General features: G+C 61.1%; 19 protein-coding genes and 2 pseudogenes. 13 read left to right on the forward strand and 8 right to left on the reverse strand.

Going from position 1 to position 24,437, the window contains the following annotated elements:
- The first annotated feature begins 155 nt into the window (after positions 1-155).
- The 5 genes from bioB to bioZ are packed head-to-tail and all read left to right on the forward strand — an operon-like array spanning position 156 to position 5,182.
- Positions 156-1,160 carry a biotin synthase BioB gene (gene bioB, locus NKH80_RS15355; RefSeq protein WP_502900957.1) on the forward strand — a complete coding sequence of 335 codons (1,005 nt, stop codon included), beginning with the start codon at positions 156-158 and terminating at the stop codon, positions 1,158-1,160.
- Positions 1,157-2,305 (forward strand): 8-amino-7-oxononanoate synthase, encoded by a 1,149-nt coding sequence (locus NKH80_RS15360; RefSeq protein ID WP_352992239.1) that lies wholly within the window; start codon positions 1,157-1,159, stop codon positions 2,303-2,305. Before bioB ends, NKH80_RS15360 begins: the two co-directional genes overlap by 4 nt.
- Positions 2,302-2,940, forward strand: a complete 639-nt coding sequence (gene bioD / locus NKH80_RS15365) for a dethiobiotin synthase (protein WP_352992241.1) — start codon at positions 2,302-2,304, stop codon at positions 2,938-2,940. Before NKH80_RS15360 ends, bioD begins: the two co-directional genes overlap by 4 nt.
- Positions 2,937-4,202, forward strand: a complete 1,266-nt coding sequence (locus NKH80_RS15370) for an adenosylmethionine--8-amino-7-oxononanoate transaminase (RefSeq protein WP_352992243.1) — start codon at positions 2,937-2,939, stop codon at positions 4,200-4,202. The genes bioD and NKH80_RS15370 overlap by 4 nt, the downstream gene beginning before the upstream one ends.
- The gene (gene bioZ, locus NKH80_RS15375) at positions 4,199-5,182 is read left to right on the forward strand and encodes a 3-oxopimeloyl-[acyl-carrier-protein] synthase BioZ (protein WP_352992245.1); all 984 of its coding nucleotides are present in this window, start codon (positions 4,199-4,201) and stop codon (positions 5,180-5,182) included. Before NKH80_RS15370 ends, bioZ begins: the two co-directional genes overlap by 4 nt.
- Before the next feature lie 177 nt (positions 5,183-5,359).
- On the opposite strand, the gene NKH80_RS15380 is transcribed toward bioZ, so the two are convergent.
- The 3 genes from NKH80_RS15380 to NKH80_RS15390 form a co-directional block, all read right to left on the reverse strand.
- Positions 5,360-5,608, reverse strand: a complete 249-nt coding sequence (locus tag NKH80_RS15380) for a DUF982 domain-containing protein (protein WP_352992247.1) — start codon at positions 5,606-5,608, stop codon at positions 5,360-5,362.
- Between the two features lie 35 nt (positions 5,609-5,643).
- On the reverse strand, positions 5,644-7,296 hold the full coding sequence (locus NKH80_RS15385) for an MFS transporter (RefSeq protein WP_352992249.1): 1,653 nt from the start codon (positions 7,294-7,296) through the stop codon (positions 5,644-5,646).
- Positions 7,297-7,783: 487 nt separating this feature from the next.
- A complete protein-coding gene (locus NKH80_RS15390) occupies positions 7,784-8,695 on the reverse strand; it encodes a DMT family transporter (protein WP_352992251.1) in 912 nt (303 codons plus the stop codon).
- 170 nt (positions 8,696-8,865) lie between these two features.
- On the opposite strand from NKH80_RS15390, the pseudogene NKH80_RS15395 reads away from it, so the two are divergent.
- Positions 8,866-9,782, forward strand: a pseudogene (locus NKH80_RS15395) (substrate binding domain-containing protein).
- On the opposite strand, the gene panC reads toward NKH80_RS15395, so the two are convergent.
- Together panC and panB are read right to left on the reverse strand one after the other, a co-directional pair.
- A complete protein-coding gene (gene panC, locus NKH80_RS15400) occupies positions 9,732-10,625 on the reverse strand; it encodes a pantoate--beta-alanine ligase (RefSeq protein ID WP_352992477.1) in 894 nt (297 codons plus the stop codon). The pseudogene NKH80_RS15395 and the gene panC sit on opposite strands and share 51 nt — an antisense overlap.
- A gap of 16 nt (positions 10,626-10,641) precedes the next feature.
- A complete protein-coding gene (gene panB / locus NKH80_RS15405) occupies positions 10,642-11,466 on the reverse strand; it encodes a 3-methyl-2-oxobutanoate hydroxymethyltransferase (protein ID WP_352992253.1) in 825 nt (274 codons plus the stop codon).
- Positions 11,467-11,789: 323 nt separating this feature from the next.
- On the opposite strand from panB, the gene NKH80_RS15410 reads away from it, so the two are divergent.
- The 6 genes from NKH80_RS15410 to NKH80_RS15435 all read left to right on the forward strand — a co-directional run bounded on the left by NKH80_RS15410 (position 11,790) and on the right by NKH80_RS15435 (position 18,195).
- A complete protein-coding gene (locus tag NKH80_RS15410) occupies positions 11,790-12,758 on the forward strand; it encodes an NUDIX hydrolase (protein ID WP_352992255.1) in 969 nt (322 codons plus the stop codon).
- 65 nt (positions 12,759-12,823) lie between these two features.
- The gene (gene nadA, locus NKH80_RS15415; protein ID WP_352992257.1) at positions 12,824-13,798 is read left to right on the forward strand and encodes a quinolinate synthase NadA; all 975 of its coding nucleotides are present in this window, start codon (positions 12,824-12,826) and stop codon (positions 13,796-13,798) included.
- Positions 13,795-15,336 (forward strand): L-aspartate oxidase, encoded by a 1,542-nt coding sequence (locus NKH80_RS15420; RefSeq protein WP_352992259.1) that lies wholly within the window; start codon positions 13,795-13,797, stop codon positions 15,334-15,336. Before nadA ends, NKH80_RS15420 begins: the two co-directional genes overlap by 4 nt.
- Positions 15,336-16,217: a carboxylating nicotinate-nucleotide diphosphorylase gene (nadC, locus tag NKH80_RS15425; RefSeq protein ID WP_352992261.1), complete on the forward strand. Its 882-nt coding sequence runs from the start codon at positions 15,336-15,338 to the stop codon at positions 16,215-16,217. The genes NKH80_RS15420 and nadC overlap by 1 nt, the downstream gene beginning before the upstream one ends.
- A gap of 52 nt (positions 16,218-16,269) precedes the next feature.
- The gene (locus NKH80_RS15430) at positions 16,270-16,470 is read left to right on the forward strand and encodes a hypothetical protein (RefSeq protein WP_352992263.1); all 201 of its coding nucleotides are present in this window, start codon (positions 16,270-16,272) and stop codon (positions 16,468-16,470) included.
- A gap of 249 nt (positions 16,471-16,719) precedes the next feature.
- Positions 16,720-18,195, forward strand: coding sequence for an NAD-dependent succinate-semialdehyde dehydrogenase (locus NKH80_RS15435; RefSeq protein WP_352992265.1), 1,476 nt, complete (start codon positions 16,720-16,722; stop codon positions 18,193-18,195).
- Between the two features lie 130 nt (positions 18,196-18,325).
- On the opposite strand, the gene NKH80_RS15440 is transcribed toward NKH80_RS15435, so the two are convergent.
- Positions 18,326-18,637 (reverse strand): hypothetical protein, encoded by a 312-nt coding sequence (locus NKH80_RS15440; RefSeq protein ID WP_352992267.1) that lies wholly within the window; start codon positions 18,635-18,637, stop codon positions 18,326-18,328.
- Positions 18,638-18,971: 334 nt separating this feature from the next.
- Here NKH80_RS15440 and NKH80_RS15445 point away from each other — a divergent pair, with 334 nt between their 5' ends.
- The gene (locus tag NKH80_RS15445; RefSeq protein WP_352992270.1) at positions 18,972-20,627 is read left to right on the forward strand and encodes an MFS transporter; all 1,656 of its coding nucleotides are present in this window, start codon (positions 18,972-18,974) and stop codon (positions 20,625-20,627) included.
- A 1,313-nt stretch (positions 20,628-21,940) separates the two neighbouring features.
- On the opposite strand, the pseudogene NKH80_RS15450 reads toward NKH80_RS15445, so the two are convergent.
- Together NKH80_RS15450 and NKH80_RS15455 are read right to left on the reverse strand one after the other, a co-directional pair.
- A pseudogene (locus tag NKH80_RS15450) lies at positions 21,941-22,090 on the reverse strand (class I tRNA ligase family protein); the annotation flags it as partial.
- 22 nt (positions 22,091-22,112) lie between these two features.
- Positions 22,113-24,071: a putative bifunctional diguanylate cyclase/phosphodiesterase gene (locus NKH80_RS15455; RefSeq protein ID WP_352992272.1), complete on the reverse strand. Its 1,959-nt coding sequence runs from the start codon at positions 24,069-24,071 to the stop codon at positions 22,113-22,115.
- Positions 24,072-24,437: the final 366 nt, after the last annotated feature.

Below are 24,437 nucleotides of genomic sequence, written 5' to 3' on the forward strand. Positions count from 1 at the left end.
CATCCTGCCGACACTTCGCCTCGGTCGGTTCTTGGGCCCATTGTGCTGGCTGCGAGGGAACTGACATTTTGACCCGCAGTGAATTTCAGATTTCGGCTGGAAAAACCCGTCGCGTCCTGTAAACAGCGCGGGCCTGCTCACGGATAGGGGAAATCATGACGCTTGTTTCGCCCATGCAAGGTTCGGCCGCAGATAGGGGAGCTGCCAGAAGCCGCCGCCTGTGGAGCCAAACCGAAGCCCGCTCCCTCTACGAGTCTCCCTTTAACGAACTGCTGTTTCGCGCTCATTGCGTCCACCGTGCGAACTTTGATCCCAATCGCGTTCAGCTCAGCCGGCTGCTGAGCATCAAGACCGGCGGTTGCCCCGAGGATTGTGGCTATTGCAGCCAGTCCGCGCACCACAATTCCGGACTGAAGGCCTCGAAGCTGATGGCGGTCGAACGCGTCATGGAGGAAGCCCGCAAGGCGCGCGATGCGGGTGCGACGCGCTATTGCATGGGCGCGGCGTGGCGCAGCCCAAAGGCGCGCGACATGGATGTCGTGGTCGCCATGGTCGAAGGCGTCAAGGCGCTCGGCATGGAAACCTGCATGACATTAGGCATGCTCGATGTTGAGCAGGCGCAGCAGCTAAAGACAGCGGGCCTCGACTACTACAATCACAACATCGATACGTCCGAGCGCTATTACGGCGAAGTCATCACGACGCGCTCGTTCGCCGACCGGCTCGAAACATTGGCCAATGTTCGCGACAGCGGCATCAAAGTCTGCTGCGGTGGCATCGTCGGCATGGGCGAGGAACCGGTCGACCGCGTGGACATGCTGGTGACGCTCGCCAATCTGCCGGAGCCGCCCGACAGTGTACCGATCAACATGCTGATCCCGATTGAAGGCACACCGCTTGGTCATGAGCGGCCAATAGAGCCGATCGAATTCGTCCGCACCATTGCGCTCGCCCGTATCCTGATGCCGCAATCTTATGTGCGCCTTTCGGCTGGCCGCACGGCAATGAGCGAGGAGATGCAGGCGCTGTGCTTCTTTGCCGGCGCCAATTCCGTCTTTGTCGGCGATACGCTGCTGACGGCGGACAATCCGAGTGAGGATAAGGACACTGCGCTCTTTCGCAAGCTCGGTATTGAACCAATGGAGCTTTCCAGCTTGTGAGCGCAGGGGGCTTGCTCGACCGCTACGAGACGACGCTAAGTGGGCTCGCGCGCAAGAACCGTTTGCGCGCTTTGTCGCCGCGTGCCGGTCTCGATTTCGCCTCCAATGACTATCTGGGACTCGCAGCCTCGCCGCGCCTGGCCAAAGCCGTCGCAGCAGCACTCGCAGCCGGCACGCCGATCGGCGCCACGGGGTCACGCCTGTTGCGCGGCAATACGCCCGAGCACGAGACGCTTGAAGCCGAAGCGGCGCGCTTCTTCGCTGTCGAACGTGCGCTTTTCTTCAGTGGGGGCTATGTCGCCAATTTCGCCATCCTGACGACCCTTCCGCAAAAGGGCGACCTCGTCGTCCTTGACGCACTCATCCATGCCAGCGCCCACGAGGGCGCGCGGGCCGGCCGGGCGGCGGTGGTGGAGGCACCCCACAATGACGCCAGCGGCTTCGAAGACGCCATCTTGGCCTGGCGGCATTTGGGGGGCACGGGTCGCCCCTGGATCGTGGTCGAGAGCCTCTATTCCATGGACGGCGACCACGCGCCCCTGGCGGAGCTGGCAGCACTTGCCGACCGTCACGACGCTTTCCTGCTGATCGACGAGGCGCATGCCACCGGCGTGCATGGTCCCGACGGACGCGGCCTTGCGCACGATCTCGAAGGCCGCGACAACGTTGTCGTGCTGCACACTTGCGGCAAGGCGCTCGGCGCCTCCGGTGCGCTGGTGACCGGACCCAAGGTAATCGGCGACTATCTCATCAACCGTTGCCGGCCTTTCATCTATGCGACCGCCCCGTCGCCGCTGATGGCGGTGGCTGCAACCGAGGCGCTCGCCATCCTGCGTGACGAACCCGAGCGCCGCGAGCGGCTGGCAGCACTCGTCGCCTTCGCCGGCCGGGAGATCGAAGCCTACTGCGGGGTCGCGCCGAGCGGCTCGCAGATACTGCCGGTGATCGTCGGCGCCAACGCCCGGGCCATGGCGCTCGCCAACGTGCTGCAGGCGCGCGGCTTCGATGTGCGCGGCATCCGCCCACCAACGGTGCCCGAGGGCACCGCTCGGCTCAGGATTTCGCTGACACTCAATGTCGACCAGGCCGACGTTGCAGCGATGATCAAGGCACTGGCAGAGGAATGGGAGCGAATGGCGGCATGAATCAAACCTTCGTCATCACCGGCACGGACACCGGCATCGGCAAAACGGTTGTTGCGGCCGGTCTTACCGCTCTGCTCAACGGCGCCTACTGGAAACCGGTGCAGTCGGGGCTCGATGGCGAAACCGATACCCAGACGGTAGCGAGGCTTGTTGAGTTGCCCCCAGAGCGGATCGTTCCGGAAGCCTGGCGGCTCGTGCGACCGCTCTCGCCGCATCGCGCTGCCGAACTCGATGGCGTTTTGATCGATCCCGACCGCCTCGTTCTGCCCGTAATGGCGCGCCCGCTGATCGTCGAGGCAGCCGGCGGTCTCATGGTGCCGCTCACGCGCAACTTCCTGTTCATCGATGTGTTCGCCCGCTGGCGGGCGCCGGTCGTGCTTTGTGCTCGCACGGCGCTCGGCACGATCAACCACACGCTTCTATCCATCGAGGCGCTGCGCCGGCGCGATATTCCGCTTCTAGGCGTCGTGTTCATCGGCGACCCTATGCCCGACACCGAATGCACGATCGCTGCGATCGGCAAGGTGCGTGTGCTTTGCCGCTTGCCTTTCCTCGATCCGCTGGCGCCCGACACTCTCCTGTCGGCCATGGCAGCGCATTTCGACATGGTGCCTTTTCAGCAGGCCAGCGTATGAGCCGCTCAGCCGTCTGGCACCCCTTCACCCAGCACGCCGTCGAAGCGGCCCTGCCGAAGGTCGTCCGGACCGAAGGGGCCTACCTGCAGACGGATTACGGTAGACGCATTCTCGATGCAATATCCTCATGGTGGGTGGTGACCCACGGCCATCGCCATCCCGCGATCGTCGAGGCGATCCGCTCAACTGCCGAAACGCTCGACCAGATCATATTCGCCGGTCTCACCCACGCGCCGGCCGAGGAACTGGCGAGCGCGCTCATTGGCTTGGCGCCGAAGGGCCTGGACTGGGTCTTTTATTCCGACAGCGGCTCGACCAGTGTCGAAGTGGCGCTCAAAATGGCGCTCGGCTATTTCCGCAACATCGGCGCCCCGCGCTCGCGTATCGTTGTGATGGAATCGAGTTATCACGGCGACACGATCGGCACGATGAGCGTCGGGGCCCGCGGCGTCTTCAACGCCGCCTACGAACCCCTGCTCTTCGACGTCGACACCATCCCTTTCCCTGCCAAGGGCCGCGAGCAGGAAACGCTCGACGCCTTCGAGGCCTTCAGCCGTGATCGCAAGGCGGCGGCGCTGATCGTGGAACCGCTGGTCCTGGGGGCCGGCGGCATGCGGATGTATTCGCCAAGCATCCTGGCCGAATTGAAACGTATTGCCGAGGCCTCCGGGACGCTGTTCATCGCCGATGAGGTGATGACCGGCTGGGGCCGGACAGGTACCCTGTTTGCCTGCGAGCAGGCAGGTATTGCGCCCGACATATTTTGCACGTCGAAAGGGCTGACCGGCGGCGCGATCCCGCTTGCCGCCACGCTCGCCACTGACGCCATCTTTCGGGCCTACTATTCGCCGGATCGCAGCCGCACCTTCTTTCATTCGAGCTCCTATACCGCCAATCCGATCGCCTGCGCGGCGGCGCTGGCCAATATCGCTGTCTGGCGCGATGAGCCGGTCATCGAGCGCGTGACAACACTGTCGCGACTGCAAGCCGAAGGGGCTCGCCGCTTTGCCGAAGATCCCCGCTTCGCCGATGTCCGGGTGACCGGCACGGTTGCTGCCTTCGAACTGGCGGTCGCCAACTCCGGCTACCTGGCTGAAATCGGCCCGAAGCTGCGCGCTTTCTTCCTTGAGCGCGATCTCCTGGTACGCCCGCTCGGCAATGTGATTTATCTCCTGCCGCCCTATTGCGTAAGCGCCAGCGAGCTTGGTCGCCTGTATGACGCAATCGATGACGCCGCCGACCTTGTTGGGCAAGCCCGATGATCCGAGGTGCGAAAATCATTGGTCTCGGCCACCACGCGCCTGCGCGGACCGTGCCGAATGCCGAGATCGAAACCTCGCTTGGCCTGGAGGCCGGCTGGATCGAGAGGCGGACTGGCATCCGGTCCCGCCGCTGGGCGGAGCCTTCCGACACATTGTCGGGGCTGGCCGGGAAGGCGGGAGCTATGGCGCTCGACATGGCCGGCATCGACCGGGCCGCGGTCGGCCTGCTGCTGCTGGCAACATCGACACCCGATCATCTGCTGCCGCCGAGCGCGCCGCTGGTTGCGCACCGTCTCGGCCTTGCTCATTCCGGAGCCGTCGATCTTGCCGGCGCCTGCGCCGGTTTCGTCTATGCGCTCACCTTCGCCGACGCCTTCGTGCGCACCCACCGTAAACCGGCGCTGGTCATCGCCGCCAATATTCTGAGCCGCCGCATCAACCCGGCCGAACGCGCCAGTGCGGTGCTGTTCGCCGACGCCGCGGGTGCGCTTTTGCTGGTCCCGTCGTCCGATCCTGATCACGGTGTCCTCGGCGCCTCGCTGGATTCCGACGGGTCCGGTTATGGCCTGATCCAGATCCCGGCAGGCGGCAGCAGCCGGCCATTCGCGGGAGCTTTCGACATAGCCGAAACCCGCATGACGATCGCCGACGGACGCGCCGTGTTCGCCAAGGCGGTCGATATGATGGCGCGGTGTTCGGCCGAGGCGCTGGAAGTAGCGAACGTTTCAGCTCAGTCCGTGGACCGGTTTGTTCCACACCAGGCCAACGCCCGCATTCTCGACGCCGTCGCCGACAAACTCGATATTGGCCCTGAGAAGGTGGTGAGAAGCATTGCAGAGTTCGGCAATTCCTCTGCCGCAACAATCGCTCTGTCGCTGTCCCTCTCCCATCAGGCCAAGCCGTTTTTGGCGGGCGAAAGGCTTCTCCTCGCCGCGGCCGGCGCCGGGCTTACCGGCGGCGCACTCGTGATCGGCGTCTAGGGGTAATGACTAGTGCGCTTGCAAAGGAGTGGCGGCGAACGGCTCCTGCGGCGTTGATGTTTGCCTACTAGCGAAGTGAGCGGCCAGCTGTCATCCTGCACCATAAGGAACAGCGAATGTCCGTCGGAAGACACTCCTCGGCGCCTGGAACAGTCTGGCGCGGGCTCCCGGCATCCATCAATCGCCGCGCAAAATGTTTGCTTCGCGCGCGGCCGTCACAAACGCGCCTCGGGCGGCGGTGGAATGAGCTTCACCCCGCAGCACCTTCAGGCAAACGTCCATAGCTGCCCTGCGTTTGATCGTCTGAGTGCCAAAGTCTCGCATCAAGATGGAGGCTGCGTCAGTGACATCGACCACAATACGCTCTTTGCCATGGCGCCCAATTTGGATGATGACCGGCCTTGCAAATTTCACCAGGCCAGTCATGCGGCTTCCTTTTTCGACCATTGCCGAGCCTGTAATCATAGCCGCGAGAAGAAGCTCGTCGCTTGATCTCGCCTGCGGGTCGCCCCCGTCGACCTCTCAATTGAAAGCTTGGCATGAGGCGGAGTTCCGCCCATGTTCAATTCAAGCAGCTGCCGGTCCAACGCCTGGTCGGCAGTCGTCAGGCGGTGATTGAGGCGCAAATAGTCCATCCACGTCGGCGTGCGGAAAGTCTCGGTCCAAAGCGAGGGATCTTGAAGATCGCGCTGCAGATGCCAATGCCGGGCGCCGGCACGGCTTTGTACCCGTCGTCGTTCCTGCATCCAGCCCAAGAACGCCTCGACATTTGTCTCCGCTATTGCGTACTCGATCTTGACGACAATTGGCCCGCTTCTCGGTTTCAGTTCGAGTGCAAGCTGCGGGGTTTCGAAGCCAAAGGGATCGTGATCGGCGTCTTGCCATTGCCGGATCGGCAGCAGAAGGCCGGAAGCAGCGACCACCACCAATGCAGCGGCGGACATTTCCAACGCTGTGGCCAGCGAATAGTTCTCCGCTACCGTGCCCCACAGCCAGCTACCGGCTGTCATGCCGCCTGACGACAAGGCATAGTAGATCGAGAGCGTGCGGCCAACGACCCACCTGGGGCTTGACAACTGAACGCTGACGTCAAGCCCTGTCCAGGTGACCACCCAACCTGCGCCCCCGAGTGCCAGCGCGATGGCCGCGACGGTCACTGAAGAGGTGAAGGCGAGAGAGAGGCAACAAGCCGCACAGGCAATCGATGCAAGAGTGGTCAGCCGTTCCTGGGACAGAGAGCGTCTCAACATATTGTTACAGATGCCGACGCCCAAGGCCCCTGTGCCAAAGCCCGCCATCAGGACGCCATAAGCGATCGGCCCACCGCCTAGCTGGTCGCGAGCAACAAGAGGCAGCAGCGCGAGTATGGAAATGCTGGTCAGGCCGAAGAGCGTGCCACGCGCAATCGCCGCTTTGATCTCTGTCGAAAGGGCCGTGAAGCGCGCACCGTCATGGATGGCCGTGGTCAACGGCTCGCGCGGGAGCGGTGAGGCGCGAACATCCCACTTCCTGCGTCCGATGGTCCACAGCAGCGCCAAGTAGGTCAGGGTCGCCACAACGAAGGCGGTCAGAGGCCCAAATGAGGCGACGACGATGCCGCCAAATGCTGGGCCGACGCTTCTAACTGCGTTGTATCCAATCGAGATGAGCGTCACCGCAGCTGGGACCTCGCGCTTTCGCAAAATGTCGCCGACCGAAGCATGCCATGCGGGATCGGTAAAAGCGGCGCCGACGCCAGCCAGACAGCTGAATGCAAGAACCGTCCACGGGTCGAGAATCCCAAGACCTGCAAGAATGGCCAGCATCGCTGAGGACAAAGCTATTACCGACCAGCCGGCGAACATCAGGCTGCGGCGGCTGAAATTGTCCGCAAGGGCGCCAGCGAAGATCGACAGGATGAATATCGGAAACGTCGTCGACGCCTGCACCAAGGCGACCATCACGTCCGAGTTCGAGATCGTCGCCATCAGCCAACTGACGGCAACGGTCTGCATCAGCCATCCAAGGCTTGATACCTGCGTGACAAGCCAGATCGACCGGAAGGTTGGGTTCTCTAGAGGCGCAAATGTCGGCGACGAAGCCGAAGTCGCATCTTCGCGCGCCACCCTGCTCATGAGGCTGAGCCCTCCCTCAATGTGTCTTGTGTTAGTAACGCCTCGGCCCAGAAGGCCATTGGAGGACTGGCACCATAAGCGGATTCAAGTCATGCAGCGCAAGGCTATTTCTTGGGCATTCGGTGTGTGGCCGATGAGATCGTTTCATTTGGCAAAAAATGCTGGTCCAGACTTATGGAAATTGCTCCTCGACGGTCGTTTTGAACCAGCCGCACATTTGCTGGGAAGGTGTGGCGTGGCACAGCCTGCTTAAGAACGCGCTAGACAATCTGCCGCCTTCGTATGCCGAACACGCGCTGCGTCAGCGTCACGAAATCGCGGTGCTTCAAACCCTGCTTCAGGCCATTTTCCCCGGATCCCGGCATTCAACGGTGAGTCTGGCTTGAGCGCACCTCGGCCGCGTTCGTTACACCGTCGTGTGCATGCGCAGCGGCACCAGCAGCGACCGTTCCAACCGAAGATCACTGAACTGGGTGCTCCAGTCCGGCTAGGGTCGAATGACGATGATGCCGGCGAGTGCGATGAGACCTATGCCGAGCATGGAAGCGCCGTCCAGACGTTCCGAGAACAGCAGGACGCCCCACAACACCGCAAATGCCAGATAGGAAAAGTCGCAGGTTGAGATTATCGCTGACGGTGCGCACTGGTACGCGACAGCAGTGCAGACGCTGCCGATCAACATTGTGATACTTAGCAGCACCATCAGCGCCCATTGACTCCAGCCCATCGGTACCCACTCGCCTATCAACAGGCTTTGCCCTCCATCGGTCCCAGCAATGATTGCCGCTAGGCTTGCTCCACCTGCCAGAACGATCGCGATTAGGTTGAATGTTAGCGCCAGGACGAACGGGTTTTCAGCACGCGTCCTGGTCCGCGTCAGCCCCATCGCTAAGGCGTAGAGAATAGCAGCAGCCAGGGGCATGAGGGTGTGCTTACTGATGTCGCCGGCCTGCGGCTTCAGCATGAGCAATACCCCTACGAATCCGAGCGCAACGCCGAGCCAACCTTGCAGGCCGACAGGCTCGCGGACCCAGAAGGCCGCAAAGAGGGTAATGAACAGCGGGATCGTATAATAAACCGCCGCCGCTATCGAGAAATCGAGGCGCGAAAGCGAAGCGTAGTAGATCAGCAGACTGGACAGGAGCAGGCTGCTTCGAACCATGGCCCAGCCAGGACTGGCTGGGCTCAGCGATACCTGAGGCAACCTCCATTTCATCATCGAGATCAACAAGGGGATGGTGACGCAGGACCGCAAGAAGATGAATTGCGACAGTGGCATGACCGAGATCGTGATCTTGATGATCGCATCCGCGATCGAAAGCGTCAGGTCAGTCAAGATCATCACCGTCACGGCGATGCCTACCCTGTCCGTCCCGATGATCATCTGACGGATCGACATGTCCACATTCCCTTTTCGCTACCACTTCGACGCTCGGTCAAGTCTATCTCGAATACTGCCGCCGCGTTCGTGCAGAGGTTTCGGCCGCGAATATGGCGATGACCAATCTGAGGGAACAACCTGTCGGGAAGCTGAAGATCACCTGTTCGGAGGTGACAGCCACGTATTTCATGCCGAGCTTTCTACACGGGTTCACTACCCAGTTTCCTGGCATCGCCATCGAATTGATCGCCACAAACCGGCATCTCAACATCATCCGCGAGCGGGTTGATTTCGCCTTTCGCGTTGGCACAACCACGGGCCAGGACATAATCATTCGGCGCATCTCCTTCATAAAACGGGTTCTCGTCGCCGCGCCAGCATTTTTGGCGAGTGGCATCCTCTTCGCAAACCGACCGATCTGCTCCATCGCCGCTGCCTGGTGCATGATGCGCAACCCGAATGGGTATTCTCGTCGGACGACACGCCGCTCGTTCTACGGCCGCCGCCTGCCGCGACCTCGGATTCAATGGGATTCTTGTTGCAATCCTGCATCGCCGGAGACGGGATTGCACTCCTCCCCGCTTATGTGTGCCAGCCGTCCGTGGCCGTCGGCCGGCTCGTACAATTATTCCCGGGCTGGGGAATCCCACCCTATGAAATGACGCTCATTTTCCCGCACCTGAAGAACCACTCCAAGGCGCAAGTGGCATTTCGCGACTGTGTGAATAATCGACTTTTCACGGTTCGCAGCTGGGACGCCCTGATCGACTTGGCCGCGGTCACAGAAAAACTTCACGGGCAATTCGGATCAGGGCGGGCCCCCTGCGGCGGTCACCGATTGGTCGCATGTATGGCCTTTCGGGATCACAATAAACCAGTCAACCGTCAGGCCTGTTTTGCAACGACCGGCGACGCGCTGGTGATGGGCGCCTACTTCAAGGGGGCAGTTAGTCCGCCCGCGTGCTGCGTAGGATCGTTCCGCCGGTGGGCTGCAGGGCACCCTGTTCGTGACCAGCTTGCAGGCGCTCCTACTGTGCCTCGAGCAACAGGAGGCCTACGCGGCAGCCGCGGCCTCCACGAAACCTTCGACCTTGCCTTGTGGTGACCACACCTCGACATTGTCGATCAGCCGCGTCTGGCCAAGCCAGGCGGCGACGAGCAGTCGCGCCGGTCGGTTCGGCGTACTGATGACAGCCAGGCCCTCGTCCGCCCGCAACTCAAGATACTCGACCTGCGAAAAGCCTGCAGCGAGGATCGCCTGCCGCGCTTCGTCGAGTAAGCGATCGATGCAGTGGTCGCGGTTCAGCCGTCGGGCGGTTTCGAACAAGATTTCGGCCAGCCGGGGTGCTGCGCTTCGTTCAGCGGCCGACAGCCGGGCGTTGCGCGAAGACATCGCCAGGCCATCGTCTTCGCGCACTGTCGGGCACGCGATGATGTCGATCGGGATGTCGAGATCGCGAACGAGGCGGCGCACCACATGCAGTTGCTGGAAATCCTTCTCGCCAAAGAATGCCAGATCGGCGCCGGTCTGGAGAAAAAGCTTGGTAACAACTGTCGCCACCCCGTCGAAATGGCCGGGCCGGAACGCGCCGCAAAGCCCCTCGCTGACCGAGCTCACCGAAACCGTCGTGGCAAAGTCTTGCGGATACACATCCGCCGCGTCGGGCGCATAGAGGATGTGGTCGCCGAGCGGCGCCAGTTTGGCGGCATCGTCATATTCGGTGCGCGGGTAGGCAATCAGATCCGCAGGGCTGTTGAACTGCTTGGGGTTGACAAAGAGCGTGACGATCACCCGATCGGCCTTTGCGAGGGCGGCACGCACAAGACTGAGATGACCCTCGTGGAGAGCCCCCATGGTCGGTACGACCGCCACCTTCAAACCATCCCGGCGCCACACGGCTACTATGCTGCGCAGTTCAGCAACTGTCCGAATAATGGGAATGCCCATGCTGCATCTCCTCTTTTCAGGTCTTCGGCTCGTCGCCGAACACGTGTTCTGCCGCTGGAAAGCGGCGCTCACGAACATCATGGGAGTAGGCCGCTATTGCCGCGGAAGCCGCCTCGCCCAGTTCGACGTATCGCTTGACGAACTTTGGACGAAAGGCGCCGAACAGGCCCAGCATGTCGTCAACGACCAGGATCTGGCCGTCGCAGGCCGGCGAGGCCCCTATGCCGATGGTCGGGATGGCGATCTCCTGCGTGATGCGCTTAGCCAAGGCTTCGGGTATTTTCTCCAGCACGACCGCAAACGCCCCTGCTTCGGCTACCGCGACCGCGTCACGCTGGATGCGGTCGGCATCGTCGCCTCGCCCCTGGACGCGGTAGCCGCCGAATGCATTGACCGCCTGAGGCGTCAGCCCGACATGAGCCATCACCGGCACGCCGCGCGCAGCAAGGAAGCTTATCGTCTCGGCCATGCTTTCGCCGCCTTCGAGCTTGACCGCCGCGCAGCTTGTTTGCGCCATCACGCGGGCGGCATTGTCAAAGGCCTGCCCATGGCTTTGCTCATAGGAGCCGAACGGCATGTCAACGACCATCAGCGCCCGTTCGAGACCCCGCCGCACCGCCTGCCCGTGCATGATCATCATCTCGAGCGTGACGCCAAGCGTCGAAGGCAAGCCGTGAAGCACCATGCCGACGCTGTCACCGACAAGCACGACATCGCAGTGAGGATCGACCAACTGTGCAATGGGCGTCGTATAGGCGGTCAGACAGACCAGCGGCGTTCGACCTTTGCGGGCCGCAATCTCCGGCGGAGTCAAGGCCCTGGTTCCTCGCGTCGCGCTCACCGACTTCCCTCACCTAACGTCAACCCGGAGCCATCTGCCACATTTTTGTGCAGATGCGAAGGAGAAATTTGCAGTGCACAATAATTTGCTGACTATTTTTTCGAATGAGCGCGTGTGCGAAAGTGGCGATTGTTCGTTCTTCATCTCGCGCCAGGTTTGCTTCCCTTGCGTCACGCCCGGGTGGCTTCACGTTTGCGACACTGTTGTGTAGACCGAAGTTCTAAGCCTTCACTGGTGTGAGGTGTTGACAGGCTAAAGGGGCTGCTACACGCTGGTTAAATCGATTGAGACTTCACAGCGGAACTCTGCCCAACCCGGCAACCATGGACGATCGCCCAAAAGCACCACGGAACGGTAGGGCCGCCGCCAAGGCCAAAGAAGTCGAAGCGGAGCTGATTGCCGTGGTTGTGTCCGTCAATGACGGTGAACCAGCGGTCCTCACCATCGGGCAGGCGGATTCGCTGCCCTCGGGGCCGTTCGCGCTGGAGCATCGATCGCTGCAGTCAGGTTTAAGGACGTGGGTCGAGCAGCAGACCGGTCATCCCCTAGGCTATATTGAGCAGCTCTATACGTTCGCTGATCGGGACCGCGCAGATCACGCGCGTCAGCAGCGCGTCATTTCCATCAGCTATCTCGCTTTGACCCGGAAGGAACACGCCACCGGCGCATCTACCTGCGCGTGGCGGAGCTGGTACGACTATTTTCCGTGGGAGGACCACCGCCTCGGTACACCGAAAGTGATAGCCGATGTTCTGAAGCCGCGTCTGCTTGCCTGGGCGGCCGAGGCCGAGGAGGCTGCGATTGTCCGTGAACGGCGGCGGCGGGCTGCGATTGCTTTTGGGTTGGAGGACGGCCCCTGGAATGAAGAGCTGGCGCTCCAGCGCTATGAGCTGCTTTACGAGGCGGGTCTGGTGGCAGAGGCCACCCGCGACGGACGGTCGATCGCATCCGACTCAACAGCCGGTACAGCAATGTCTGCCGACCATCGCCGCATCCTTGCGACCGGCATTGCGCGCCTGCGCTCGAAAATCAAATACCGGCCGGTCGTCTTCGAGTTGATGCCTCCGGTGTTCACGCTGCTGCAGCTGCAACGGACCGTGGAAGCCCTGGCCGGCAGGCTGATCAACAAGCCGAACTTCCGCCGGCTCATAGAGCAGCAAGAGCTGGTCGAGGAGACTGGCGAGACGTCCCTGGATACGGGCGGGCGGCCGGCCAAGCTTTATCAGTTCCGCCATGCCGTGCTGGACGAAACAGCCGTGGCGGGCACAAAATTGCCGCTGGCTCGGGGTTGACACGCTTATAGTCAACGTAGATATATTCCCCTTATAGTCGAACAGATTATAATCGGGAGGCGCCGGTGAGTGGCACGCTACCTTCGGCCGCGTCCCTGTATCAGCGTGTCCAGCGCATCATCCCGCCGGCGGAATGGGCAGCTTTCAGCGATGACGTCGAGGCCATTCTGGCGCTCAAGCGTGATCGCAAGGCCGTCATTCTAGCCCACAACTATCAAACACCCGAGATCTTCCACTGCGTGGCCGATATCGTCGGAGACAGCCTGGCGCTGGCTCGCAAGGCAATGACCGTCGATGCGGACATCATCGTGCTGGCCGGCGTGCATTTCATGGCTGAGACGGCAAAGCTCCTCAATCCGGACAAGACGGTGCTCATTCCGGATCTCGGCGCGGGCTGCTCGCTGGCTGACTCGATCACGGCGGACGACGTGCGGCTGATGCGGCAACGCTATCCTGGCGTGCCGGTCGTGACCTACGTCAACACGTCCGCTGCCGTGAAGGCCGAGTCGGACATCTGCTGCACCTCCGGCAACGCCTTGGCGGTCGTGGAGTCGCTTGGCGTTGAGCGGGTTATCATGCTGCCTGACGAATACCTGGCCAGAAATATCGCGGCACAGACTTCGGTCGAGATCATCGCCTGGAACGGCCATTGCGAAGTGCATGAGCGCTTCACGCCAGCCGACATTCGCGAGCTGCGCGGCGCCTACCCTGGCGTTACCGTGCTTGCCCATCCAGAATGCCCGCCGGAAGTTGTCGCGGTTGCGGATTTTGCCGGGTCTACGGCGGCGATGTCAGACTATGTCGGACGGCACAAGCCTGCGCGCGTCGTGTTGATGACCGAATGCTCGATGAGCGACAACGTTGCCATCGAGCACCCCGACGTCGAGTTCGTGCGCCCCTGCAACCTCTGTCCGCACATGAAGCGTATCACGCTCGCCAACATTCGCACGGCGCTGGAAGAAACCCGCCACGTCGTCACCATCGATCCTCGAGTCGTTGATCGGGCTCGGCTCGCAGTTGAGCGGATGCTTGCCGTATGACGCCAGAGGTCGGCGACATCAAGGGAGCGCCTGTGATCATCGGCGCTGGCGTTGCCGGGCTGATGACCGCGCTTCATCTGGCGCCGCATCCCGTTTACCTTCTGTCCCCGACGCGGCTCGGCACCGAAGCCTCCAGCATGCTGGCGCAAGGCGGGCTGGCGGCAAGCCTTGGCGCCGACGACAGTCCAGACCTGCATCTTGCAGACACGCTTGCTGCCGGCGATGGCCTTTGCGACGAGAGTATGGCCAGACGCGTTTTGAATGCGGCAGACCGTGCCATCGAGAATTTGATGGATCGGGACGTCGCCTTCGACTGCTCGTGGGACGGGACACTGCGGCTCGGGCTCGAGGCAGCGCATTCGCGTCGTCGGATTGTCCATGCCGGGGGCGACGCTACGGGTCGCGAGCTTGTGCGCGCGCTCATCATCGCTGTGAGGCGAACGCCTTCCATCACAATTCTGGAAGGCATGGATGCCCGCCGGCTCATTGTGGAAAATGGCGCAATCAACGGCGTTCTGGCGGCAAAAGGCGCACAGGCGATTGTCTTTCCGACGCGCCGCGTGGTGCTTGCGACCGGCGGTATCGGCGCCCTGTTCAGAGACACGACCAATCCGGCCGGCTCATTCGGGCACGGCCTGGCGCTCGCCGCATGCGCCGGTGCAGAACTCGCCGATCTGGAATTCATCCAGTTCCACCCGACAGCACTCGACGTTTCGCATCGGCCCATGCCGTTGGTGAGCGAAGCGGTTCGCGGCGAAGGCGCAGTGCTGATCGACGAGTGCGGGCACCGCTTTCTAGGCGATACGCCTGGCGGCGAGCTGGCATCGCGCGACGTCGTGGCACGGGCCGTATGGCACCAGCTTGCCACCGGACATCGTGTTTACCTTGACGCCCGGCAGTCCCTTGGCCCTCGATTCGCCAAGCGCTTCCCGGCTGTTGCCCGGCTTTGCCGCGATGCCGGGATCGACCCTGCCCTTGAGCCGATCCCGGTACGTCCGGCGGCACACTATCACATGGGCGGGGTGGCCGTGGATGCCGCGGGCCGCAGCACGGTGCCGGGTTTGTGGGCTTGCGGCGAGGTTGCATGCACCGGTCTCCACGGAGCCAACCGGCTTGCCAGCAACTCGCTGACTGAGGCCGTGACGACCTCGTTATGGGTCGCCCAAAGCGTAGCTGCCGCCGCTGCAGGCTGGCAGTGGCCAAGGTTTGTCGCCACGGCACCCCCGCGGCCCGACCCCTCCTCCGTTCGCCACGTGGTCTCGAATGGGCTCGGTGTTATCCGGGACGGGCAAGCACTATCCGACACCGTGGAAACGCTGCTGCCGATCGCGGTTCGCAACACTACCGCTTCCGATCCTGCTTTGATCGCGCTGATGATCGCCATCGCAGCGCTTCAGCGCGAGGAAAGCCGCGGTTCGCATTACAGGTCGGATTTCCCCACACGCAGCGCGCAGGCCCGGTCTTCACGCCTGACGCTCGCGACAGCAATGAAAGCTGCGGCCGCACTCAGCCTGCGACCCACGGAACGGAGTGCCTGATGACGTCACCTCCACCCCTTCCCGGGATCGTGATCGAACCGACCGTGCGTAGCGCTCTTCTTGAGGATCTGGGCAAAGCCGGCGATCTTACCAGCGATGCGATTGTGCCCTTTGACTGCAAGGCCACCTTTGCGTTCAGAACGCGGCAGTCTGGCGTTCTTGCCGGTCTTGATCTGGTGGCTTACGCTTTCATGCTTGTTGATCCGTCAATCGACATAAATTTTGGACGTCTGGACGGCAGCAGGGTCGCGGCGGGTGAGACTATTGCAACGGTGAGTGGACCGGCGCGTGGGATGCTTGCGGCCGAGCGTACAGCGCTCAATTTTCTCTGCCATCTCAGCGGCATTGCGACGGCAACAGCCGAGATCGTCGAGGCGGTGCGTGGACAGAAAGCAAGGATCGTGTGCACGCGAAAGACGACGCCCGGCTTGCGCGCGCTGGAAAAATACGCCGTGCGCGCCGGGGGCGGCGCCAACCACCGCTTCGGGCTCGATGATGCGGTGCTCATCAAGGACAATCACATCGCGATTGCCGGCGACATCCGCACGGCTATTGAGCGGGCGCGCGCCGCCGTTGGGCATATGGTCAAGGTCGAGGTCGAGGTCGACACACTGGACCAGCTCGAGATCGCGCTAGCCGCCGGGGTCGACGCCGTCCTGCTGGACAATATGTCCGTCAAGCAACTCACCCGGGCGGTCGCAATGGTCGACGGCCGCGCGACCACCGAGGCCTCGGGGCGCATAACGCCGTCAACGGCACCGGCCATAGCGGCAACGGGGGTCGACCTCATTTCTGTTGGGTGGCTTACGCATAGCGCGCCGATCCTCGACATCGGCATGGATGTTCCGATCGACGCATGCATCCAGAAGCATCTAAACTGATGAGAGCGCGTTCAATCAAGGTGGGGTCAATTGTGGCAGCAGGGTTCGTGCTATGAAAAAGAAGGGACCGGTTACCAACCGTGGCGAGGCACTTGCCTTCATCAGTGCCAATCTCAAAGAACTGCATCTGGTGGCAGCCTCTCACAAACTGCACTTGCTGGGATACTTTCTTGGGATGGCCTACATCGAATCGTACGATATGGTCCGCAAGGAACGCTCTTATCGTCAAAGCAAGATCGTAGATCAGGGATAGCCCCGCGGTGCGAACTGAGCCCTGTGGCAGCTTCAGCTCACACGATCCAACCTTGAGCGGTTTGGCGGCAACGATCAGTTGGAGTATTTGACAGCGCGGCAGGCTCACTTTGTCTGCTTGGGTTCGATGCCCTGTATAGAGTGGAATCGAGTGGGTCTAGTGGCCCTTCCCTGAGGCCCTATGCGAAGCTGAGGCGCGCGAATAAATCCAAAATACGTCAGGTTTGCATGCGTCGAGGAGGATACGCGTTTGCCTTTGTACGAGCCACTGCTTTGCCACCTGAAATCGCGCGAGCTGTTCGGAGCCATTGACCGGGTGCCGGCTCTTGGCATGCCAGTAAGCGAGCGGACCTTCGAGGTATCAAACCCTTCGACCGGCGAAGTGCTCGCGGAACTGCCCGACATGGGTGTTGAGGAGACGCGCGCCGCAATCGACAAAGCTCATGTGGCGCAACCTGAATGGGCCGCACTGACCGCGCGCGAGCGCAGCGACATCCTCTGGCGTTGGCACCAACTGATCGTCGATCACACCGATGATCTTGCCGCCATTCTCACCGCGGAAATGGGCAAGCCGCTCGCCGAAGCGAAGTCTGAGGTGGCGCATGCGGCCGCATATCTGCAATGGTACGCCGAAGAGGCCAACCGGATCTATGGTGAGACGATCTCGCCGCCCTCTACAGACCGTCGCATGCTGGTGATCAAACAGCCGATCGGCGTCGTTGGAACGATCACGCCCTGGAACTTCCCCGCCTCAATGGTTGCGCGCAAGATCTCGCCGGCTCTCGCCGCCGGCTGCACGATCGTGCTCAAACCTGCTGAACAGACGCCGCTGGTGGCGGGTGCAATGTTTGCTCTGGCCCACCTTGCCGGGTTTCCCGAAGGCGTCGTCAACCTGATCTATGCGTGCGAGGGTGATGCGGTCGGTCGCGAACTCTGCTTCAACCCCAAGGTCCGCAAGATCAGTTTCACCGGTTCGACCGAGGTCGGCCGGTTGCTCATGCGCCAGTGCTCGGACCAGATCAAGAAAGTCAGTCTCGAGTTGGGTGGCAATGCGCCTTTCATCGTCTTTGATGATGCCGACATCGATGCTGCCGTCGACGGTGCGATCCAGGCGAAGTTCCGCAATGCCGGCCAGACCTGCGTTTCCGCCAACCGGCTTTACGTCCAGTCGGGCGTCCATGACGAATTCGTCGCCAAATTCGTGGAGCGTGTCCGTGAGCTTCGGGTCGGCGACGGCTTCGATCCAGGTGTCGCGATCGGGCCCCTGATCGACAGGCACGCCCTGGCCAAGATCGAACTTCACATTGCAGATGTCCTCGCCAAGGGCGGCGCGATCCGATGTGGCGGCGGCCGGATCGGCAGCGATGGCAACTTTTTCCAGCCGACGATCCTCAGCAACGTCTCAAGGGAAATGATCGTGGCGCAAGAAGAGACCTTTGGACCCTTGGCGCCGATCATTCGCTTCGAGGATGCCGATCAGGCCGTGCGTGACGCCAACGATACGATATACGGCCTCGCCGCCTACTTCTATGCTTCGAACCTGAAGCGTGTCTGGCGTGTAGCGGAGGCCCTGGAATACGGCATGGTGGGGATCAACACAGGACGCATGTCCTCTGAAGCCGCGCCTTTTGGTGGGATAAAACAGTCCGGCATCGGGCGCGAGGGTTCGCGTCATGGACTTGAGGACTACCTTGAAATGAAATACCTCTGCATGGGTGGTATCTGAGGCGGCGGGCGGCGCCTGCCGCGATAAAGGCCAGCGGAAACGGCCGGACGCCACGATTCGACCCTTAGTTTCAGATTCGCGGAACAATCCACACCCAGTCTGCCTCATAAAGGGCCCGGTTTTCCGCCTATTATTTTGGCGGCCGAACGTCGTCAATTGCCTTCGTCGTGTGGTGGAACGCGGCGCGATAGCCGGTCAGCAACAAGCTTTGGGCGTCATTTTTCCCCGGCGGAATCGACTCCTCCCGATAGAAGTCTGACCTTCGCCAGCCTTCTGCGGGCAAGCGTTCGGGCGTTATCAGATCGAGCAGAAAGTCGTCGATCGCATGTGTGAGCGCATCAGACCTCTGTTCGAATCGAAGGAGCAAGGCGCGCGCTTCTGCGATCGCGGCCGGGCAATCGTCTAGGTCTATCAGTGAATCGATCCTGTCAAAGATCTGCAAGCGTCCTCACTCTCCCAAGCCACACGCAGCGCATCGAACGCCGCTGATGAGTGAGTTTTCAACGAAAGAACAGGGTCGCGTTTCGCGAAAAGGCATCGCTCGGCAGCGCGTCGATGAAGCATGGTACGCCAAACGACTAGTGAATCCCGGCTCACCAGGATGTCGGCGAAGGCGAGAGCCGGCCACGTCTGCGTCTCGGCCGCCTAACCATTGGTCAGGAGGAACTGTGGCCCCATTTGTCGGGGGCAAATGGGTTCCATCTATTCTTCCAGCCGCCACGGTTCAGCCTAGATTACATGGGAAGCGACAATAACGGAAAGCAAAGGTTCGCAAAATGAGTAGGGTGGCTGGATCAAACGAAGATTTGGCTGCACCAACGACCTTTGGGCCACTTTTGCAGCCCACCTTTCGTTCGATCTGGCTCGCGACGCAGGTTTCAAGCCTCGGCTGGTTGATGCAGACTGTCGCCATCAGCTGGCTGATGGCGACGATCTCGACTTCCGATCTGATGGTTGCGTTGGTGCAGGCATCATCGAACCTGCCCGCCTTCGTCTTGTCCGTCTTTGCCGGGGCTCTCGCCGACAATTTCAGCCGGCGCAGGGTCATGTTCGCCGGTCGGTGCCTTATGGTGATTGCGTCAGCGATGCTGACCGCGTCCGTGGCGCTGGGCTTTGTCAGTCCGTGGATGATCCTCGGCTTCAGCTTCTTGATCGCAAGCGGCGGTGCTCTCTATGATCCGGCCTGGCAAGCGTCGGTTGGCGATATCGTGGATCGACGCGATGTTCCCGCTGCCGTCACCCTGCTTTCTGTTGGCTTCAACACCGTCCGGACCGTGGGTCCGGCGCTCGGCGGCATTGTGGTTGCCTCATTCGGCCTTATGGCGGCATTCGCCGTGACCACGCTCACCTATTTCGTACCCTTGGCCACTATCTGGCGCTGCAAGTGGAAGGCTCGCTCGTCCCCTCTTCCACGCGAGTCGATGAGGACGGCCATCTATGACGGGCTGCGCTTCACGGCGATGTCATCGGAGATCAAGGCAGCGATCGCGCGCGGAACCCTCTTTGGCCTGGCGAGCATCGCCATACTCGCGCTGCTGCCGGTGGTTGTCCGCGACCAGCTGGGAGGAGGCCCGCTTGCCTATGGCGCGCTCATGGCCGGCTTCGGGACCGGTGCCGTCTTCGCCGGCCTCTCCAACAGCCTGTTCAGACGGAGCTTGTCGCAGGAGCGGCTGATGAGGCTTGCGTGCGTCGCCTGCGCGGCGTGTTCTCTCTCCCTGGCACTGACAAGTTCGGTCGGGGTGGCGGCAATTGCACTCGCCTTGGGCGGCGCGGGCTGGGTCACCGCCTGGTCGGGGGTCGGTGTGAGCGTGCAGCTGGCGAGCCCGCGCTGGGTCGTGGGGCGCACAATCTCGATCTACTATGCTTTGATAGATGGTGGCATCGCGCTCGGCAGCTGGGTGTGGGGCACGGTTTCCCAGAACCATTCCCTGACCTGGGCGCTGGAGGGCTCCGCTGCAGCCCTGTTGATCGTCGCTGCAGCCGGCGTTCTGTTTCCTCTTCGCGAGCGCCGCGACTCCGAGCCCGATCCCTTGGAGGAATTCGATGCCCCAGCAGTCGCTCTCAATCTGAAGCCGAGAAGCGGCCCGATCGTGGTCAAGGTCGAATATCTGATAGCCGAGACAGATCTCGAGGCCTTCCTCGACCTCATGCGCGAGCGGCGTCATGTCCACAGCCGCGTCGGTGCTCGGAATTGGACGCTCCAGCGGAACCTGCAGAAGCCTATGCATTGGACAGAAACGTTCCGCACGCCGACCTGGACGGACTACCTTCGCCTTAATCATCGTCTGACGGAAGTGGACAAGGAGTTGGACGAGCGTGTCTTTCAGCTGCACGCGGGAGAGGAAGCGCCTCAGATCACAATTTCGATCGAAAGACCGACAAGCTCGGTCCGCAAACCCTATCAGTCAATCCTTCACCTTCCCCGTCATTGAACCCCGACCGGCACAAATCTGGGGCTCAGCAATTGTTGACTGCGAGCGCGATCGATCAGCCCCGCCGTGAAAGAAGCCGCCGCGAGTTGTCTATGAAACAGGACTGCAGTGGACACACTCCCCGTCCGCATCGCTCAGCACTCGCGGCATGGATCGTTTCTGGTCAGGCGGAGCCGGTCGCGCCTTTCCGGCAGGACCATCTCGTCGAGGAGTTGCGGGCCAGCCACGTTTCGGTGCGAGAGGCTTTTCGCCGCCCCCTTTGTATACACTCGGGTTTCGCTCCGCTGCGGGTTGCAACGAGCGACTTACCTCACCGCAGAGCGGTGAGGCGAACGCCAATGATCGGCAGCCGAGCTTGGGGCTGCGCCAACACCATCAATCTCGCGCACGAGCAGTTACGCAACATCCTGTGTCCGCCCTTCAGAAGGCGACGAGCAATTCTATCCGGCAGGACCTGGCTTCTCTAGAGCGTGCCGGAAGCGGACACTATAGGGGCGGACTAGATAAATGCGTGGGGACGGGTGGACGAAGGAGTACGATAGGATTAGACGACGTTCGCAAATCCCCCAAATCAGCCGAGAGCGCGATGAAGCAGCAGCGACCTTTTGTCGTCGAGATAAAACAGAAGCGTGGCCTGGTGAAGCGGCCAGAGTCGATCTGGGCCGGCATTGACCTGGCCGCCGTCGCGAACGATGTCGCGAAAGCGACCACGAAAGATGCGGCCGATGACGCGGTGCGGCAGCCGATTGTTCCAAGCGAAGATGTTCGTTCTCTGCCCGTGTTCACCACCGCTGAAGTAATATCCGACGCCCGGCGCTTGAGCATGCCTGACGTACCGCTTTCTGAGCCGCCAACCGTTGAGGAAGCACCGGTTCCGGATGCATCGCACGCACCGCATGGAAATCGACGAACACGCAGCAGGAAGCGATGGCAGAAAGACGTTCCTTTGCCGCGAGGTGAACGATGGAAGCGGCGCCTGCCATGGATGCTGCGCCAGAGCCGGCCTGAGCGGTAGGTCGACAGCGCCAGGATTGAAGCTGCTCTGCCGAACTGTCCACAAACGTAGGAAATCGCTTGTTTTCTGCTGGCGGAGCCTGAGACCGCAACGGCACGCGACTATCGCCGCGTGCCGAGCCTGAGTTTGAAATCTTCCTTAGGCTGCTTCGCAGATCCGGGCCGACGCAATCTTGTGGTTGGCCTTTTTGTCCCTCCAGCTCGCTGAGACGCTCACGTTCGGCGGCGACCACAGGGCGGCGATGGGCCGGTTGGGCATGCCGCGTACAAGCGCTCGCGCAACCAGTAGCAGGACGCGCCGAGAACACTTGGATATCCGAAATCGCGGTCAGCATCATCGGATCCCAGTTGACCAGTCGTGTGTCGCGATAGATCAAGCCTTGCCTGTAGACCGTGACGAAGACTTCCAGAACGGCCTTCGACAGACCCTCGTCCATGGTGAAGCGTTCGAAGGGCAACGGGGCCTGCAATTCAAGTATTTAGGTCCGGACTAGACGGCTCCGCGGCAATGCCCGGAATGTCGTCTATCCGCACAGGTTTCCCGATCAAATAGCCTTGAGCTTCATCGCATCTGACGCGGCGCAGATAGTCGAGCTGTTGTGGAGTTTCCACGCCTTCGGCTGTTACCTCAATTCGAAGCTCATGCGCCAGTTCAATCAATGATCTTACAATCGCGGCGCAGTCCGCATCGGTCAGCATATCCTGGACAAAAGATCGGTCAATCTTGAGCCGCGAAAGAGGCAATTTACGAAGGTAAGTGAGTGACGAATAGCCGGTGCCAAAATCGTCAAGTGCAACTGTGACGGATAACGTAATTAAGGATTGTAATAATGAAATCATTTCCTCAAAATTCGAAATCAGCACAGTTTCCGTGATCTCGACCTCCAGTCTTCGGGGCTCCAACCCGGCTTCAGCCAAGGCCACTTCAATTCCATCCAGCAAGGCTTTATTCTTAAGCTGCACTACCGACAAGTTGACGGAGACCCGCACGTCGCGCGGCCAGCGCGCAGCCGCCGAACAAGCCGTTTTGACAACCCAGTGTCCGATGGAGTGGATCAAACCCGTTTCTTCAGCGATAGATATGAACTCCGATGGAGGGATCGCGCCAAGGGTCGGATGCTGCCACCGCAGCAGGGCTTCAAAACCTCGAATGCGATCGCTCGCGAGATCGAGAAAGGGTTGAAATGCGAGCGAAAGCTGGTCATTGGCCAGCGCAGAAGCCAGATCTCTTTCAAGGGCATGGCGCCTTGCAGCAGCTTCATCGTCGCCTGGGCTGAAAAACTGGATGGAGCCCGCCCCCAGCGTCTTCGCCCGGTGTAGCGCGGTGTCGACGCACCGCAGGAGTTGGTTGGCATCCAAACCATCAGTGGGCGCCAAAGCGATGCCGAGAGAGGGCCTGCAGTATATCTCCCGCCCTTCGATCAAGAAGGGGCCCCGCATGGCATCTATGATCTGTTTGGCCAAAGACCTGATTTGATCTGGCCGGATATCGCGCGCAGCGATTATTGCAAATTCATCCCCCTCCAATCTCGCGATGCTATCGCTCTCCCGCGTCGATTTCCGAAGTCTCGCAGCCACTTCGACCAAAAGGGCATCCGCTATTGCTCGGCCAAAGTGATCATTCATCTCGTCGAAATTGTTAAGATCGAACAAAAGTAACGCAAAGTGTTGGTCAAACTGCTTTGCGTCCACCAACGCGTTCTCCAACCGCTCATTGAAGCTGAACCGGTTTGGCAAACGCGTTAGAACATCCCTGCGAATGGCATCTTCGCTTTCGGCTTGCAGAATGAAGCGTTGGGTGAATCCGACTGCGTGGGCAAGCACTGCACGAAACAGCGTGATGGCGTAGCTCACTATCAGGATTGCGACGGGCAGATTGACGGCGTCCCCCACCCCCACAATCGCAACCGCCGAACCGAGGAAGATCGGTAGCGTGTACGCGACGGCCGCAATAGGAATCGTGGAAAAAGAAGCGGCACCGCCTGCGATCATCCCTGCGCTCAGGCAGGTAATGACGACCTGGGCTGCGCCTGTTGCCCCGCTGAAGAACAGAACGGGAAGTGCTCCCCACCAGGTGCCGAACAAGAACGCGTTCCGCACCAGGTTTTGCGTTGTCCGGCGAGACACTGACTTTGGTTTGACTGACTGAAACGATGATCTCGCTCTTAGGCCTACGAACCCAGCGGCGACGATGATGGCACTCGCCCAGAGGACGGCTTTCGTTTGGTCGGGCGAGCCCCAAACCGCCATAACAAAAGTGGCCGCATTGAATATGTTCGCAACCATGCCCACAAGCGTGTTGCGAAGCACGATACTGACCTGCTCCGCCCTGATTCGGCCGGCAAGTGGTTCGATCGTCGAGGGCCCGCCAAAAGCGCGCAGATCTCCCGCCAGAAGGTCACCGAACCTTGCGGTAGACAGGCGCTGCATACTCTTTCACTCCCCCGTCCTAGAGTAGTAGCTGCGTGTTGGTCCCCTATCACCGAACAATTCGGAAAAAGTAAATTTCAACCGCAAATTTTGGCAAATCCAGTAGGGAAAGGTCTGCGGCGAAAAATCGAAGATACCGAAAACCGCAACGCTCCCTTGCCAAACGCCGACCTAACATGGTCCATGTTCGCTATCCGAGCGAAATCGTGACCCGTTCTGTCTGGCCCTACTTCCGCTTCAATCTGAGCCTGCGCGATGTCGAGGAAATGCTGCGATCGCGGGATCGTCGTTCCTACGAGATCATCCGCCGATGGTGCCGAAAACATGGCCCTGATTATGCGCGCCGCATACGCCGCACGGCGCCGA

The organism is Mesorhizobium sp. M0904 (assembly GCF_040319475.1).
Lineage (GTDB): Bacteria > Pseudomonadota > Alphaproteobacteria > Rhizobiales > Rhizobiaceae > Mesorhizobium.

Coding starts and splice junctions, on each gene's coding strand:
- bioB (WP_502900957.1), top strand. CDS start 156: ATGACGCTTGTTTCGCCCATGCAAGGTTCGGCCGCAGATAGGGGAGCT.
- bioD (WP_352992241.1), top strand. CDS start 2,302: ATGAATCAAACCTTCGTCATCACCGGCACGGACACCGGCATCGGCAAA.
- NKH80_RS15370 (WP_352992243.1), top strand. CDS start 2,937: ATGAGCCGCTCAGCCGTCTGGCACCCCTTCACCCAGCACGCCGTCGAA.
- bioZ (WP_352992245.1), top strand. CDS start 4,199: ATGATCCGAGGTGCGAAAATCATTGGTCTCGGCCACCACGCGCCTGCG.
- NKH80_RS15380 (WP_352992247.1), bottom strand. CDS start 5,608: ATGACTGGCCTGGTGAAATTTGCAAGGCCGGTCATCATCCAAATTGGG.
- NKH80_RS15385 (WP_352992249.1), bottom strand. CDS start 7,296: ATGAGCAGGGTGGCGCGCGAAGATGCGACTTCGGCTTCGTCGCCGACA.
- NKH80_RS15390 (WP_352992251.1), bottom strand. CDS start 8,695: ATGTCGATCCGTCAGATGATCATCGGGACGGACAGGGTAGGCATCGCC.
- panC (WP_352992477.1), bottom strand. CDS start 10,625: ATGGGCATTCCCATTATTCGGACAGTTGCTGAACTGCGCAGCATAGTA.
- NKH80_RS15410 (WP_352992255.1), top strand. CDS start 11,790: ATGGACGATCGCCCAAAAGCACCACGGAACGGTAGGGCCGCCGCCAAG.
- NKH80_RS15420 (WP_352992259.1), top strand. CDS start 13,795: ATGACGCCAGAGGTCGGCGACATCAAGGGAGCGCCTGTGATCATCGGC.
- nadC (WP_352992261.1), top strand. CDS start 15,336: ATGACGTCACCTCCACCCCTTCCCGGGATCGTGATCGAACCGACCGTG.
- NKH80_RS15430 (WP_352992263.1), top strand. CDS start 16,270: ATGAAAAAGAAGGGACCGGTTACCAACCGTGGCGAGGCACTTGCCTTC.
- NKH80_RS15445 (WP_352992270.1), top strand. CDS start 18,972: ATGAGTAGGGTGGCTGGATCAAACGAAGATTTGGCTGCACCAACGACC.
- NKH80_RS15455 (WP_352992272.1), bottom strand. CDS start 24,071: ATGCAGCGCCTGTCTACCGCAAGGTTCGGTGACCTTCTGGCGGGAGAT.